We start from the raw sequence: 14,897 nt of genomic DNA on the forward strand, positions 1-14,897 counted from the left end.
CGCCGCGGACGGTCAGCGCTTCCGGGAGAACGCCTCCAGGCGGTCGTGCGGGCTGAGCGCGGCCATGCGGTCGACCCACTGCTGCGAGAAGAAGTCGCCGGACGGGGCTTCGACGACCGGGACGACGGAGTGGGTGACGGTGTCGGCGTACACGTGCGTGAGATGGAAGGACTGACCGGCATCCATCCCGTTGACCTCGACCGCGGGACGAGAGATGTCCATGGTGTAGCAGGTCGCCGCGGCGACGCTCACCGGCACGCCGGCGAACGTTCCCGACGTGGAGTAGTGGAGGTGCCCGGCGAGGATTCCCCGCACATCCGTGCCGGCGATGACGGCGGCGAGCGCCGGCTGGTCGCGCAGCTCCAGGATGTCGAAGACCGGCAGGTGGCACGGCAGCGGCGGGTGGTGAAGAGCGAGCAGGGTGCCCAGCGGGGCGGGCTCGGCGAGGATCTCGGCCAACCACGCGAGCTGCCCGGCATCCAGCTCACCGTGGTGCCAACCGGGGACACTCGAATCCAGGGCGATGATCCGCAGGCCGCCGAGGTCGGTGACCGACGTGATGGGCTCTTCGGTGGGGTCGAGGTCGAGCAGATGCTGCCGCATCGGACCCCGCTCGTCGTGGTTTCCCGCGACCCAGATGAGCGGTGCCTCGAGTGCCTCGGCGATCGGCTCCACCGCAGCTCGCAGGGCTCGGTACGCGTCGGGCTCGCCGAGATCGGTGAGGTCGCCGGTGAACACCAGCGCGTCGGGCTGGGTGCCCAGGCGCTCGACCCGGCGAAGCGTGGCCTCGAGGTTCGCCGCGGTGTCGTAGACCCCCACCAGCGGTGCGTTCCCCGCGAGGAAGTGGGTGTCGCTGAGGTGCAGGATCGTGCGCTGGGCGGGGGCGTGCTGACCGAACGTCACGGATGCGGCGACCATGCGCCCAAGCCTAGGCCAGGGCACCGACGGGCTACCGTGGAGGGGTGACCGACACCCTCGAGCCGCCCCTCCCCCGCGCCGCCGCCCGTCCCGTCATCCGCAGCCATCACGGCGACGACGTCGAGGACCGCTACGAGTGGCTGCGCGACAAGGACGACACCGAGGTGATCGCGCACCTTGAGCGCGAGAACGCCTACGCGGATGCGCGCACGGCCCATCTGGAGGCCCAGCGCGCACGCATCTTCGAGGAGATCAAGGCGCGCACGCTGGAGACCGACCTCTCTGTACCGATCCGCCGGGGCGACTGGTGGTACTACGGCCGCACCCGCGAAGGCCAGCAATACGGCATCCAGTGCCGCGCACCGCTCACTTCTCCCGACGACTGGACCCCGCCGGAACTCCACCCCGACGAGCCCGTGCCCGGTGAGGAGGTTCTGCTCGACGGCAACGTCGAGGCCGAGGGCCACGAGTTCTTCTCCCTCGGCAGCTTCGAGGTCTCCGCGGACGGGTCCCTCCTGCTCTACGGCGTCGATGTCGCCGGCGACGAGCGGTACACCATCCGCGTGCGCGAGCTCGCCACCGGCCGTCACCTGCCGGACGTGATCCCCGAGACGTTCGCCGGCGCGGAGTTCTCCCCCGACGGCCGGTTCATCGTCTACACCACGGTCGACGACGCCTGGCGGCCCGACACCGTCTGGCTCCACGAGATCGGCACGCTGGTCTCGGCCGACCGCAGACTCCACCACGAACCCGACGAGCGCTACTGGGTGGGGGCGGGATTCACCCGCAGCGAGCGCTTCCTCGTGATCGAGGCCGGGTCCTCCGTCACCTCCGAGCAGTGGCTCGTGCCCGCCGACGACCTCGGCGCCGAGCCGCAGGTGGTGTGGCCCCGCACCGAGGGCGTCGAATACGACGTCTCGCACGCCGTCGTCGACGGTCACGACGTGCTGTACATCCTCCACAACAGCGATGCGCTCGACTTCGAGCTCGTGCGCGTGGCCGCCGACGACCCGACCGGAGAGCGGCAGATCGTGCTGCCGCATGCGCCGGGCACGCGACTGCTCGGGCTGTCGACGTTCCGCGACTGGGCGGTCATCGGCTACCGTCGCGAAGGCCTCGCGCGACTCGGGATGCTCGACTACGTCTCCGGGTCCGTTTCGGAGATCGCGTTCGACGAGCCGCTCTACTCGGCCGGCACGAGCGGGAACGCCGAGTGGGCGCCGCCCGTGCTGCGGATCGGCTACGGCTCGTTCGTGACGCCGGGGACCGTCTACGACTACGACGTCGCCACCGGATCGCTCCTCCTGCGAAAGCGCCAGCCGGTCCTCGGCGGATACGAGCCCGGCGACTACGCGCAGGCGCGGGTGTGGGCCGACGCCGAAGACGGCACGCGCATCCCGATCTCACTCGTCTGGAAGCGTTCGTTCGGCGAGGCCGGCGCGACCCCTCGCCCCGTTCACCTCTACGGTTACGGCTCATACGAGCACTCGATCGAACCGGGGTTCTCGATCGCACGGCTGAGCGAACTCGACCGCGGTGTGGTGTTCGCGGTGGCGCACGTGCGCGGCGGCGGTGAGATGGGCCGGCAGTGGTACGAGGACGGGAAGCTCCTGGCCAAGCGCAACACGTTCACCGACTTCGTCGCGTGCGCGCGTCACCTCGTCGACAGCGGATACACCACGCCCGAGCGCATGGTCGCCGAGGGCGGATCGGCCGGCGGGCTCCTGATGGGCGCCGTGACCAACCTCGCCCCCGAGCTGTTCGCCGGCATCCTGGCCGCGGTCCCCTTCGTCGACGCGCTGACGACGATCCTCGATCCGACGCTGCCGCTGACGGTTATCGAATGGGACGAGTGGGGCGACCCGCTGCACGATGCCGAGGTGTACGCCTACATGAAGTCCTACAGCCCCTATGAGAACGTGCGCGAGGGCGTCACGTATCCGCGCATCCTCGCCGTCACCTCGCTCAACGACACCCGTGTGCTCTATGTCGAGCCGGCGAAGTGGGTTGCGCGATTGCGCGACGTCGGAGCCGACGCGCTGCTCAAGTGCGAGATGGTCGCCGGTCACGGCGGCGTCAGCGGCCGTTACAACTCGTGGCAGGAGCGCGCCTACGAGCTCGCCTGGATCTTCGACACCCTCGGCGTCGCCGATCCCACCTGATCCACCCCGCCTCCCCCACCGCGCATCCCCTCACCCCGGCGGCCGCGCATCCCCAACCCCGGCATGTCCCAATTTCTGTCCTCATGAGCCGCCATGAGAGCCGAGAGTGGGACACGCTCCGGCGGCGAGAGGATGCGTGTCCCACTCTCTGCGCCCAAGCGGCCTCAGGGCAGCAGATATTGGGACATGGTGCGTGGTGGTGTCCAGCCGGCCTCCATGAGGGCCGCGACGACCAGACGCACCGCGGGGATGCCTCGACCCCGCACGTGATGGTCGAGGCAGCGGACATGACGCCAGCCAGCGCGACGAATCGCCTCCCACCGGTCGGCGTCGCGCGCGAACTGCGCGGCGTCCTCGGCGTGCACACGCCCGTCGTATTCGGGCGTGACCTTCCACCGCGGGTAGGCGAGGTCCAGCTCGGCGACGAAGACGCCGCGGTGATCGCGCAGAACCCAATTGATCTCGGGTTCCGGCAGCCCGGCTCGCACGAGCAGGAGCCTCAACCGGGTTTCGCGCGGTGATCGGACGCCGTCACGCGCCTCCGCGAGCGCACGCCGCAGCAGTCCGTCCCGCACGTCGCCCATGATCTCGATCTCGTCCCGGAGCTGCATCCGCGACGCCCCCTGCGTCGCGTCGAAGGCGAGCGAGTCGGCCGCCGCGATCAGATCATCGAGGACCCACAGCGACCCGCACTGACGCCACGCGCGTGCAGGGTCCTCGACGGGCAGCCCGTCCCGCGTGGTGCGGACCGCAGACTCGCGGGCCTGAAGTCGATGCCCGACGACGCCGCGAGTCCGGGGTTCGCGACGGGGCCGGTGGGTCGAGACGTGGATGCCGGGCCGGTACGGCCATCCGGGCATCGAGTGCCCAGAGAGCGCGAGCGCGGTCTCGTGGCTGAAGAACTGGTGCTCAGCCATACGCGGTACGTAGGCACGGCAGAGCTCGCGAATCTGCGCATCGGGCAGCACAGGGTGCCGAGTGCGAACGCCGTGGAACGGGTGACCGAGGTCGCGACCGCGGAGCCGACCGTCGCCGACTCCGATCTCGGATGCGCTCGCCACGCTGAACGCGGCGGCAAGCATGTCGGGGAGCTCGGAGGGCCGTTTCATGCTCCGAGGCTTGCTCGCCGCCCGACAGTCCTGGCACGGTCAGCATCCCATTGTGGAGAGTTAACGCAGCGCCGCCCCCTGTGCAGGGCCGATCATGTCCCAGAAAAGGTCGGTCTCAGGCCTGAGAGGGACCGAAATGGGGACATGCTGTGGTGGCTCGGGCGGGGGCGCGCCGGGAGGCGGGGCACGCCGGGAGGCGCGGACGGCACATGCGCCGGAGGGGCGAGTGGTCAGCCGAAGAGGGCGGCGGCTTCCTCGTAGCGGGAGAGGGGAACGGTGTTCAGCTCACCGAGCGCGTCGGCGAAGGGAACCCGGACGATCTCCGTGCCGCGCATCGCGACCATCTGACCCCATGCCTCGTCCATGACGGCGTCGGCGGCGTGCAGGCCGAGACGCGTCGCGAGCACACGGTCGAAGCCCGAAGGCGATCCGCCGCGCTGGATGTGGCCGAGCACCGTCGCGCGCGTCTCGACACCGGTGATCCGCTCGATCTCGGGCGCGAGGAGCTCGCTGATGCCGCCGAGGCGCGGCCGGTTGAAGGCGTCGAGACCCTTGTCACTGTAGGCCTCGTCCATGTCCTTGAGCTTGAACCCCTCCGAAACGACCACGAGAGGCGCTCGGCCGCGGGCGTGGGCGCTCGTGACCTGTTCGCAGATCTCGTCGATCGACATCGGCACCTCGGGGATGCAGATGACGTGGGCCCCGGCGGCCATCCCGGCGTGCAGGGCGATCCATCCGACATGACGGCCCATGACCTCGGCGACCATGCACCGCTGGTGCGAATCGCCGGTGGTGCGCAGGCGGTCCATCGCGTCCGTGGCGATGTTCACCGCGGTGTCGAAGCCGAAGGAGTAGTCGGTGGCACGCAGATCGTTGTCGATCGTCTTCGGCACGCCGAGCACGTTGATGCCGTCCTTGGACAGCCTGTCCGCGGCGGCGAGGGTTCCCTCGCCGCCGATGGCGATGATGCCGTCGAGGCGGTGGCCGTACATCGTCTTGGCGATGTTCTCAGCGCCTCCGCGCGGACCCTCGTAGGGGTTCGTGCGACTGGTGCCGAGGATCGTGCCCCCGACCTTGGACAGGCCCTTGACCTCGTGACGCGTGAGCGGGAAGAAGTCGGCGTCCACGACGCCCCGCCAGCCGTCACGGATGCCGACGAACTCAAGATCGTAAGTGGTGGTGCCCTTGAGCACGACGCCGCGGATGACGGCGTTCAGGCCCGGGCAGTCGCCGCCGCTGGTCAGGATTCCGATCTTCATGCTGTGGTCCTCAATCGTCGGGATGATGCTGGGCGACGCTGCCTCACCCGACATTAGTGGCCGCGGACTCCCGCTGCCACACGGTCGGTCGGATGCGGAGGACTCAGGCGGCGCCGAGCGCCTGCCGCAGCAGGTGCATCAGGGCCGACAGCTGCACGGAGTCGCTCGAACCGGGATCGACGGCCTGCCCGTCCAGGGCACGCTGCGCCAATCCCTCCTTGGAATCGATCAGTTCGGCGATCTTCGTGTCGATCGTGTGGGCGGCGATGATGCGCCACGCGGTCACCGGCTCGTCCTGTCCGATCCGATGCACGCGGTCGATCGCCTGCGTCTGCTCGGCAGCGGTCCACGACAGCTCGGCCAGCACCACGTTCGACGCGGCCTGCATGTTCACGCCGACGCCCGCGGCGGTCAGCGAACAGACCGCGACACCGACCTCGGGGTCGTTGTTGAACGCGTCGATGGCCTCCTGGCGCGCCGTGGAGGTCTGGTCGCCCCGGAGCGAAACGCTTCGCAGGCCGGATGCGGCGAAGTGCGCCTCGGCGGCATCCATCACGTCGATGTGCTTGGCGAAGAAGACCACCTTGCCCACCGAGCGCTGCAGCTGCAGCGCGTAGTCCGCCGCCAGCTGAGCCTTGGCCTGTCCGATGCGACGGACCATCGTGAAGACGTTCTCGCTCCCCGAACCCGCCGCCTTCGACTCGTCGAGCTCGTTCTGCGCGACCAGCCGCACGATGTCGTCGTCGACCTCGCCCGGAGCCAGGGCCGCCCCGGAGCGGGCGTTCTCACGGGCATCGACGATACGGCGGTAGCGATCGGCCAGGCGCGCGCCGAGCTCGCGCTCGGCCTCGCGGATGGAGCGACCGAACTCGTCGTCGAGCTCCACCGGCAGATCGGCGACGAGCTTGTCGGGCAGGTCCGCCGCGACGTCCTTCTTCTTGCGGCGGACGATGCCCATCGAGATCACCGCGTCACGCGCCTCGGGGTAGAACGCCTTGTCGGCAGGGGTGAATCCGGTCGCGTCGAGCTTCGCCATCAGATCGGGGCCCGGCTTCTCGCCGTTGGTCCAGCCGAGGAAGCGCCAGATGGCATCGAAGTCCTCGACGTCGTTGATGAGCGGCGTTCCGGTGAGGGCCATCATGAGCGGGTCGCGCACCTGCTCGCGGATGCGCCCGGCGAGCGCGAGCACGTTGCGCGAGCGCTGCGAGGTGAGGTTCTTGATGAAGTGCGCCTCGTCGACGACCATGCCCTTCAGACCGATCGAGCCGAGCCATGACAGATGGCGGTCGAGGATCTCGTAGTTGACGATGAAGACGTCGGCGAACGCATCGATGTCTTCGCCGTCGCCCTGGATCACGGTCGCGCGACGGTGCGGCGTCCAGCGCTTGACCTCTCGGGCCCAGTTCATCTTCACGACATTGGGAACGACCGCCAGCAGCGGATAGGTGTCGGCCACGGAGGCCGCCAGCACCGACTCGGCGGTCTTGCCGAGACCCGGTTCGTCGGCCAGGAGGAAGCTGCGGTGTCCGTCGCGCACCGCCTCGAGGAAACGCGACTGGTGCGGCATCACCTCGAGGCCCCGCGGCGAGACGCGGTCGAACTCCGGCACGGGAGGCAGCTCCATGGATGCGCTCGCTCCGCCGGCACCGGTCTCGAACGCCTTGTACAGCGGTCCCATGAGCTCCCAGCCGTCGAGCCGACGACGCGGGCTCGGCACGGGCGCGCGCATGGTGAGGTCGGGTGCGAGGAACGGATTCGCCATCTGGCGCGACTCGATCCCGGCCGGCACGACCTGCCGGTCGGCGAGCGCGGGCGGCACCACCGTCGGAGCGACGGGAGCGACGTCGGTGATGATGAGCTCGTCCGGCGGAAGCTCGGCGCCCGATTCCAGCAGCCAGTCCCGTCGCATGCGCTTGGCGACCGGCGACGTGGCCTGGTCGGCCTCGAGCAGCTGGATGAGCGACGTGTCGCGCGCGGCGGTCTTCGCGAGGATCGTCGCGACGCCGTCGAGGCGCTTGAGCAGCTCCGCCCGCGCGGAGTCGGCAACGGCAGTGTCGGCCTTCACCCGCGCGCGCTCCTCGCGGACGAGAAAGGCGATCACCTGGAACTTGACACGGTTGGTGGGGCCGAGCTTTCCGCGCTGGGCCTTGGCTTCGACCTCGCGCACCTTGCGGGCGAGGATCGGGATCAGCGGCGCCTCATCGTCGCGTCGGGAAGACGACGACTTGCGACGACGCGCGGCGGAAGTCTGTGCGGCGGGTGCCGAGGTCGGCATGCTCCTCCTGAGCCTAGGGATCGGATACCGGTCGATCCGGTGATCCGGCGAGAGAACGTGATTCCCGTGGGCGGCGCCACGACGCCGTCACGAACACGGGGCGGAGATGCCGGCACCGTCGGTCGCGAGCACCCGCTTCAGCGAGCAGCGACAGGGCGGTCGGGATCCCCGCACAGCATTCTAGCGGCTACCCGGCCGAATCCGCAGAATCTGCTCCCCAGAGGGTGGCGATGATGTCTTCGCTGTAGCCCTCGGGAGCGAAGTTGATCCACCGGGTCGTCACGATCGCGCCGTCGCCGATGACGTGGGTCTCACCCAGCGTGTACGGCTCGTCGTCGAGCGTGATCCCCCGCTGCTCGATGCGATGGATGCTGCCGACGGCGACGTCCTCGGAGCTGAACCCGGCCGCGCTGAGCTCAGCGGCGATCTCCTCGCCCTGCGCGTCGTCGATGAGGGTGATGTTCGTGGCCAGGCCGTAGTCGGACGGAGTGCCCCACGTGCACCGCAGAGTCGGGGCACCCGAGTCGATCAGTTCGAGCACGACGGCGTTCTCGCTGGAATACATCGTCACACCGGGGTCGTTGAGCGGTGGGTTGTCCGCCTCGAGGGTCGCCCGCATATCCGCGGAGTAGATCTCCTCGCACGAGCTCGGAAGAACGAAGGCGTCGGTCTCGGTGGGCGTCGGGGTCGGAGCGCTCTCGACGGTTTCGGTCGGTACGGCCGTCGTACCGTCGGGCTCCGCGCTGCCGGACGGCACGGGCTCGGGCTGGCATGCGGCGAGAGAGAATGCCACAGCCGCGGCGGCCCCCGCGGCGAGCAGGCGGGGCGTCCGGTGGTGACGAGTCACGGTACCTCCTGGAGGGGCGCTGCACCGCGGAGGGGCGGCACGGGCACCGACTCTACCGACCCACGAGGCTGGCCCCGCGGCGGCGCGGCGGACGTACCCTGAGAACATGCCGGAACGGATGCCGCGGGACCAGCGGCTCGTCCTGACGATCGCGATCCTCGCATCGTTCGTGTCTTTCCTGGACGGCACGGTGGTGACCGTCGCCCTCCCGGCGATCCGCGATGACCTCGGCGGTGGCCTCGCGACGCAGCAGTGGGTGGTCGACGCCTACCTGATCACCCTGGGCGCCCTGATCCTCGTGGCGGGATCCCTCAGCGACGTCTATGGCCGCATCCGCGTGCTGCGCTGGGGACTCGTGCTGTTCGGCATCACCTCGATCGCGATCGCCGCGGCCCCCACGCCGGAGTTCCTGATCGTCGCGCGCGCCCTCCAGGGGGTGGCCGGAGCGCTCCTCGTGCCCAGTTCACTGGCCCTCATCACGGCGACCTTCCGCGATGCCGCGCAGGCGCGCGCCATCGGCATCTGGACGGCAGCCACGACCGGGGCGATGGTGGTGGGCCCCGTCATCGGCGGGCTGAGCGTCGACCTGCTCTCGTGGCGACTGGTGTTCCTCATCAACGTGGTGCCGATCGTCATCACCCTGTGGCTGCTGGCGGTGCTCAGACGCCCCGATGTGCGCGCGCCGGGCCGCACCGTCGACGTGTGGGGCGCCGTGCTGTGCACGCTGGGTCTCGGCGGCATGGTCTTCGCGCTCATCGAGCAGCCGAGCCTGGGGTGGGGATCCCCCACCATCTGGGGCAGCGCCGCCGTCGGCGTGGCGTCGTTCGCCGGTTTCCTCGTGCGGCAGGCGACGGCAGCGGATCCGATGATGCCCCTGGACCTGTTCCGTGCGCGCAACTTCTGGGCCGGCAACCTCGCGACGGCGTTCGTCTATGCCGCGCTCTCGCTCAACGGCTTCGTCGTCGGCGTCTACCTGCAGCAGGGAGCCGGGCTGTCGGCGACCCTGGCCGGACTCGCGACCCTCCCCATCACGATCCTCATGATCCTCTTCAGCTCGCGCGTCGGTGACCTCGCCGGCCGGTTCGGCCCGCGCCTGTTCATGACCGTCGGGCCGATCGTGATGGCCGCGGGCGCCCTGCTGCTGCTGTCCGTCGGCGAAGCGTTCGACTACTGGACCCAGGTGCTCCCCGGGGTGATCGCCTTCGGTCTGGGTCTCACCCTCACGGTGTCGCCGCTCACCTCGGCGATCCTCGGCGCGATCGACACGTCGAGATCGGGTATCGCATCGGCGGTGAACAACGCCATCTCACGGGTCGCGGGGCTCATCGTGATCGCGATGCTCGCCACCATCGTCGGCGGCGCCCTCGACCTCGACGGCTTCCACCGCGCTGCCGTCGTGACGGCCGCCCTGCTCGCGGTCGGCGGCGCGGTCTCGTTCGCCGGCATCCGCAACCGGCTCCCGGCCCGCTCCGACGTAGGCTGAGCACATGACCACCTACACCGAGCGTCAGCTCGCCGCGACCATCGACCACGCCATCCTCAAGCCCGAACTGACGCGGGCCGAGGTCGACGCCGAACTCGACATCGCCGCCGAATGGAAGGTCTTCAGCGTCTGCGTGCGTCCCTCGGACATCCCCCACGCCGTCGCGCGCCTGACGGGGACCGGGGTCGCCGTCGGCACGGTGATCGGCTTCCCCCACGGCACCACCTCGACCGCGACGAAGGTCGCCGAGGTGACCCGGGCTCTCGCCGACGGAGCGGTCGAGCTCGACATGGTGCTCAACATCGGATGGCTGCGTTCCGGCATGGACGCCGACGTGCAGGCCGACATCCGTGCGGTGGTCGAGGCAGCTGAGGGCCACGTCGTCAAGGTGATCTTCGAGACCTCCTACCTCGACGACGAGCAGATCATCCGCGCGTGCCGCCTCAGCGAGGCCGCGGGAGCCGACTTCGTGAAGACGTCCTCCGGATTCGCCGGCGGAGGCGCCACGGTCGCGCACATCCGGCTCATGCGCGACAGCGTCGGGGACAGCGTGCAGGTGAAGGCCTCCGGCGGAGTGCGCGGCCTCGACGCGGCCGTCGCGATGCTCGACGCCGGCGCCACGCGCCTGGGCACCTCCGCGGCGGCGACCATCCTCGGCGCCGCCCGCGCGCACGATGCCGGCGAGACGCCTGCCGGCGGAGTCGACGAGTCCTCCTACTGACGCGCGAGGCGCTCGGGCGTCAGGTGCCGCGCGTGAGGAGCGTCGCCCGCGTGCGGGCGACGTCATCGGCCATCTGCGCCATCAGCGGCTCGATGCCGCTGAAGGCCACCATCCCGCGCAGCCGCTCCACGAAGCGGATCTCCACGGTGTGTCCGTACAGATCGAGATCGGTCTCATCGAGCACATAGGCCTCCACCTGGCGGACGAGGACATCGCCGAACGTCGGATTCGTGCCGATGCTGATGGCGGCGGGATAGCGGGTGCGGGCGTGAGGCGCCGCACCCGAACCGGTCGGCTCGCCCTCATCGACGAGCCATCCGGCGTAGACCCCCTCGGCGGGAACGAGGCCGTCGCCATCGGCGGAGAGGTTCGCGGTGGGGTACCCGAGATCGCGCCCCCGCTTCAGCCCGTGCACGACCTCGCCGCGCACCGCGTGAGGCCGACCGAGGAGCCGCGCGGCCGTGGCCACATCCCCCTCGGCGAGCAGGTCGCGCACCCAGGTCGACGACACGCGGCGGCCGTCGACCGCGCAGACGTCCTCGACGACATGCACGTCGAACCCGAGCTCGGTTCCGAGTGCGCGCAGCGTCTCCGGGTCGCCGGCACCGGCGCGGCCGAAGCGGAAGTCCTGCCCGACGAGAACCGTGCGCACGGCCAGGGCGTCGACGAGAACGTGCTCGACGAAGTCGCGGGGATCCAGGGCGGCGAGCTGCTCGTCGAACGTGAGCACGAGGGTCGCGTCCACACCCGCGTCGGCGAGGAGCCGCACTTTCTGGGTCGTGCTCGCCAGCGCGTCCGGGCACGATTCGGGTCGCAGGACCGCGAGCGGATTGCGGTCGAAGGTGACCGCGACCACACGGGCACCGGTCGCGGCAGCATCGACGCGCGCGCGATCGATCACCGCGCGATGACCGGAGTGCACGCCGTCGAACTTGCCGATGGCGACGACCGACGGTCCGTAGCCCTCCGGAACCTCGTCGGGATGACGCCACACCGTCACGGGGCCACCGAAGCGGGATGCGGCTCCGCGGTGACGCGGGCGCGGTGCGTCCACAGCCACCAGAGTCCGAGGAACGGCAGCACGAGCGGCACGAGGAGGTATCCCCCGCCGAACCAGGACCACACCGTCGGGTGGGCGAAGAGGTCGGGGAGCACGAAGCTCAGCGTTCCGACGATCAGGACACCGGCGAGCTCGAAGCCGATGGCCACCCAGGCGATGCGGTACCAGATCGCGGAGGCCGAGAACACCAGGGCCAGTGTCGCGAGGATGTAGACGACGGCGGCCAGAGCCGACAGAGAATACGCCAGCGGTGCCTCGTCGAAGCGCTGGACGATCTGGACGAAACTGCGGCCGGTCGCGGCGAGGGCCATGATCGCGTACACGATCACGAGCACCCGACCGATGCCGGTCATACGGGGGCGGGACGGGGGTGTGGACATCGCACCTCGATTCTAGGCCTCGCGCGAGCGGGCCGCGTCACGCGATCTGGACGGCCCAGATCACCTGCATGCGGTAGACCATGATCGCCACCGCGAGCGCGGCGACACCGAGGACGACCGTGCTCCACCGGCTCCGCTCCAGCAGAGCCCACAGCACCGCCGCCGGCGGAACGAGCGCCGCGCTGACGAGATAGACCCAGAACTCGAGCAGGCTCCCGGTCGGCGGGTTGCCGGCGAACGGGGCGATGATCGCGATCACGATCTGGGCGAGAAGCAGCAGCTCGACCAGCGCGAGCGAGCCCACGGTGAGGTCGCTCGGGCGGCGTTCGGCGAGGCCGAGCACGATGCACAGGGCACCCGCGACGACGGCGACAGCGACCTGGACGTAGGTGAACCACTCGATCACGCCCCGGCCTCCTCGGGCATGTTCATCTCGCTCCGCAGATCGTCGCCGCGCGGACGCACGACCCCCACGAAGGTCCCGTCCGGCGCGATCGCCGCGGCGCGCGGGGCGTCGATCGTCGCGGCAAGTCCGTGCAGCCGCTTGCCGTGTCGCAGGTCACGGGCCTGGTCGGCGGTGACCTCGAGCCGCGGCAGCACCGCGCACGCCGCCGCGGCGACCGGCATCATCCGCGCCGCATCGAGGTCATCGAGCGCCGAGGCATCGGCGACGTCGAACGATCCGACGCGCGTGCGCCGCAGCGCCGTCAGATGACCGCCCACGCCCAGCGCGGCGCCGAGATCGCGTGCGAGCGCCCGGATATAGGTCCCGCTGGAGCAGTCCACGACCACGTCGAGGTCGAGGATGTCGCCTTCGCGGCGCTCGGCGATCACGTCGAAGCGCGACACCGTGACCTCTCGAGCGGCGAGCTCGACATCCTCGCCCGCCCGCGCAAGGTCATACGCGCGGCGCCCGTCGACCTTGATCGCCGACACGCGACTGGGGATCTGCGAGATGTCTCCGCGAAGGTGCGCGATGGCGCTCGTCACGGCGTCGGGTGAGACGCCGCCGGCGTCGATCCGGCCCGTCACCTGGCCGTCCGCGTCGTCGGTGTCGGTCGCCACTCCGAGCCGGATGGTCGCGCGATACGTCTTGTCCTGGCCGACGACGAAGGTGAGCAGGCGGGTGGCCGCCTCCACCCCCAGCACGAGGAGGCCCGTCGCCATGGGATCGAGGGTCCCCGCATGGCCGATCTTCCGCGTTCCGAGTGCGCGCCGCGCACGCGCGACGACGTCGTGGCTCGTGAGGCCGCCCGGCTTGTCGACGAGCAGGATGCCGGGGGCAGGACGCATCCTCCCAGCCTACGTGGCCCGGCTCGCCTGCCCCGTGCGCGGCATCGGATCGTACGCTGGAGGGATGCCCCGCAGCGCCGAGATCGCCACGCCGCTGAACGCCTGGTTCGCCGACAACGCGCGCGATCTCCCCTGGCGACACCCCGGCTTCGGCGCCTGGGGCGTGCTCGTGAGCGAGTTCATGCTGCAGCAGACACCGGTGAACCGGGTGATCCCGCTGCTCGAGGCGTGGCTGCGACGCTGGCCCACGCCCGCGGCTCTGGCCGCTTCTCCCCCGGCCGACGCCGTCCGGCAGTGGGCCAATCTCGGCTACCCGCGCCGCGCCCTGTGGCTGCATCGCGCCGCCGTGGAGATCACGGAGCGCCACGGCGGCGTCGTTCCCCGTTCGGTCGAGGATCTCCTCGCACTCACCGGAATCGGGAACTACACGGCCCGCGCCGTCGCCGTGTTCGCCTACGGCGACCGCCATCCGGTCGTCGACACGAACACCCGGCGGGTGATCGCGCGGATCATCGACGGTCAGGCTCACCCTGGCGCGCCGCATCGTCGCGACCTCGCGGCGATGGAGGCGCTCATGCCGTCGGACGACGGCGCCGCCGCACGCTTCAACGCCGCCGCGATGGAGCTGGGCGCGCTGGTGTGCACCGCGCGATCACCGCGATGCGGGTCGTGCCCCGTCTCCGCCATATGCGCCTGGCGGGCGGCCGGATACCCCGACACCGGCGACACCCGCAAGAAGCAGGCGAAATACGAGGGAAGCGACCGACAGGCGCGCGGCGCGATCCTCGCCGCGCTGCGGGAGATCGAGGCGCATCAGGTCTCCGCCGAGGAGGTCATCCCCGCGTGGCCGGACCCGGTCCAGCGCGATCGCGCGATCGACTCCCTCGTGGCCGATGGGCTCATCGAGGCGGTCGACGGGATGCTCCGACTGCCGCGCTGAAACGCGACGCGCTCATTCCTCGTCGTCGTCGCGGACCTTCTTGTAGGGGTCCGCCTCGCCGGCGAAGCTCGCCGTTCCCGCGATCCCGGCCACGGCCTCATCCCGCTCACGCGCCTCGCGCAGGAGCTCCTCGATGTGGCCGGCGTTCTCGGGAATCCCGTCCGGGATGAACTCCAGGGTCGGCACGAGGCGGGCGCTGAGCTTGCGTCCCACCTCACTGCGGAGCATCCCGGTGGCTGCGCGCAGCGCTTCAGCCGACGACGCCCGCTCCTTCTCGTCTCCGAGCACCGTGTAGAACACCGACGCGTGCTGGAGATCTCCGGTCACGCGCACGTCGGTGATGGTGACGAAGCCGAGCCGCGGGTCGCGCAGCCCCTTCTCGAGACGTTCGGCGATGAGGACGCGGATCCGGTCCGCCAGTCGCGCCTGTCGTTCTGAGCTCATCTCTTC

The 14,897-nt window shown here is 70.3% G+C and carries 14 protein-coding genes; 4 read left to right on the forward strand and 10 right to left on the reverse strand.

What is annotated here, in order from left to right:
- Window positions 1–12 precede the first annotated feature (12 nt).
- Complete coding sequence (locus B3S45_RS13645; protein WP_286721265.1) at window positions 13–918, reverse strand: phosphodiesterase; 906 nt, start codon at window positions 916–918, stop codon at window positions 13–15.
- Between the two features lie 44 nt (window positions 919–962).
- Between B3S45_RS13645 and B3S45_RS13650 the strand changes: the two genes are divergently transcribed.
- Complete coding sequence (locus B3S45_RS13650) at window positions 963–3,080, forward strand: S9 family peptidase (RefSeq protein WP_286721267.1); 2,118 nt, start codon at window positions 963–965, stop codon at window positions 3,078–3,080.
- 164 nt (window positions 3,081–3,244) lie between these two features.
- On the opposite strand, the gene B3S45_RS13655 is transcribed toward B3S45_RS13650, so the two are convergent.
- From B3S45_RS13655 to B3S45_RS13670, 4 genes are all read right to left on the reverse strand, one after another.
- Window positions 3,245–4,189: a hypothetical protein gene (locus B3S45_RS13655; RefSeq protein ID WP_286721269.1), complete on the reverse strand. Its 945-nt coding sequence runs from the start codon at window positions 4,187–4,189 to the stop codon at window positions 3,245–3,247.
- A 230-nt stretch (window positions 4,190–4,419) separates the two neighbouring features.
- Window positions 4,420–5,448: a 6-phosphofructokinase gene (locus tag B3S45_RS13660; protein ID WP_071045745.1), complete on the reverse strand. Its 1,029-nt coding sequence runs from the start codon at window positions 5,446–5,448 to the stop codon at window positions 4,420–4,422.
- 103 nt (window positions 5,449–5,551) lie between these two features.
- On the reverse strand, window positions 5,552–7,723 hold the full coding sequence (locus tag B3S45_RS13665; protein WP_286721272.1) for a DEAD/DEAH box helicase: 2,172 nt from the start codon (window positions 7,721–7,723) through the stop codon (window positions 5,552–5,554).
- 187 nt (window positions 7,724–7,910) lie between these two features.
- Window positions 7,911–8,570, reverse strand: coding sequence for a hypothetical protein (locus B3S45_RS13670; RefSeq protein WP_286721274.1), 660 nt, complete (start codon window positions 8,568–8,570; stop codon window positions 7,911–7,913).
- 106 nt (window positions 8,571–8,676) lie between these two features.
- On the opposite strand from B3S45_RS13670, the gene B3S45_RS13675 reads away from it, so the two are divergent.
- Complete coding sequence (locus tag B3S45_RS13675; protein ID WP_286721276.1) at window positions 8,677–10,053, forward strand: MFS transporter; 1,377 nt, start codon at window positions 8,677–8,679, stop codon at window positions 10,051–10,053.
- Between the two features lie 4 nt (window positions 10,054–10,057).
- On the forward strand, window positions 10,058–10,774 hold the full coding sequence (deoC, locus tag B3S45_RS13680) for a deoxyribose-phosphate aldolase (protein WP_194383408.1): 717 nt from the start codon (window positions 10,058–10,060) through the stop codon (window positions 10,772–10,774).
- Between the two features lie 19 nt (window positions 10,775–10,793).
- On the opposite strand, the gene B3S45_RS13685 is transcribed toward deoC, so the two are convergent.
- From B3S45_RS13685 to truB, 4 genes are read right to left on the reverse strand one after another with little or no spacing between them, the layout of a single operon-like run.
- Complete coding sequence (locus tag B3S45_RS13685) at window positions 10,794–11,774, reverse strand: bifunctional riboflavin kinase/FAD synthetase (RefSeq protein ID WP_194385527.1); 981 nt, start codon at window positions 11,772–11,774, stop codon at window positions 10,794–10,796.
- A complete protein-coding gene (locus B3S45_RS13690; protein WP_228480772.1) occupies window positions 11,771–12,214 on the reverse strand; it encodes a hypothetical protein in 444 nt (147 codons plus the stop codon). Before B3S45_RS13690 ends, B3S45_RS13685 begins: the two co-directional genes overlap by 4 nt.
- 37 nt (window positions 12,215–12,251) lie before the next feature.
- On the reverse strand, window positions 12,252–12,620 hold the full coding sequence (locus tag B3S45_RS13695; RefSeq protein WP_286721279.1) for a hypothetical protein: 369 nt from the start codon (window positions 12,618–12,620) through the stop codon (window positions 12,252–12,254).
- The gene (gene truB, locus B3S45_RS13700) at window positions 12,617–13,507 is read right to left on the reverse strand and encodes a tRNA pseudouridine(55) synthase TruB (protein WP_286721281.1); all 891 of its coding nucleotides are present in this window, start codon (window positions 13,505–13,507) and stop codon (window positions 12,617–12,619) included. The genes B3S45_RS13695 and truB overlap by 4 nt, the downstream gene beginning before the upstream one ends.
- Before the next feature lie 64 nt (window positions 13,508–13,571).
- Here truB and B3S45_RS13705 point away from each other — a divergent pair, with 64 nt between their 5' ends.
- Entirely contained in the window at window positions 13,572–14,447 is an 876-nt protein-coding gene (locus tag B3S45_RS13705) for an A/G-specific adenine glycosylase (RefSeq protein ID WP_286721283.1), read from the forward strand.
- Between the two features lie 12 nt (window positions 14,448–14,459).
- Here B3S45_RS13705 and rbfA read toward each other — a convergent pair whose 3' ends face one another.
- A complete protein-coding gene (rbfA, locus tag B3S45_RS13710; protein ID WP_286721285.1) occupies window positions 14,460–14,891 on the reverse strand; it encodes a 30S ribosome-binding factor RbfA in 432 nt (143 codons plus the stop codon).
- Window positions 14,892–14,897: the final 6 nt, after the last annotated feature.

Source organism: Microbacterium sp. UBA1612, assembly GCF_002321605.1.
In the GTDB taxonomy this organism is placed as follows: Bacteria; Actinomycetota; Actinomycetes; order Actinomycetales; family Microbacteriaceae; genus Microbacterium; species Microbacterium luteum.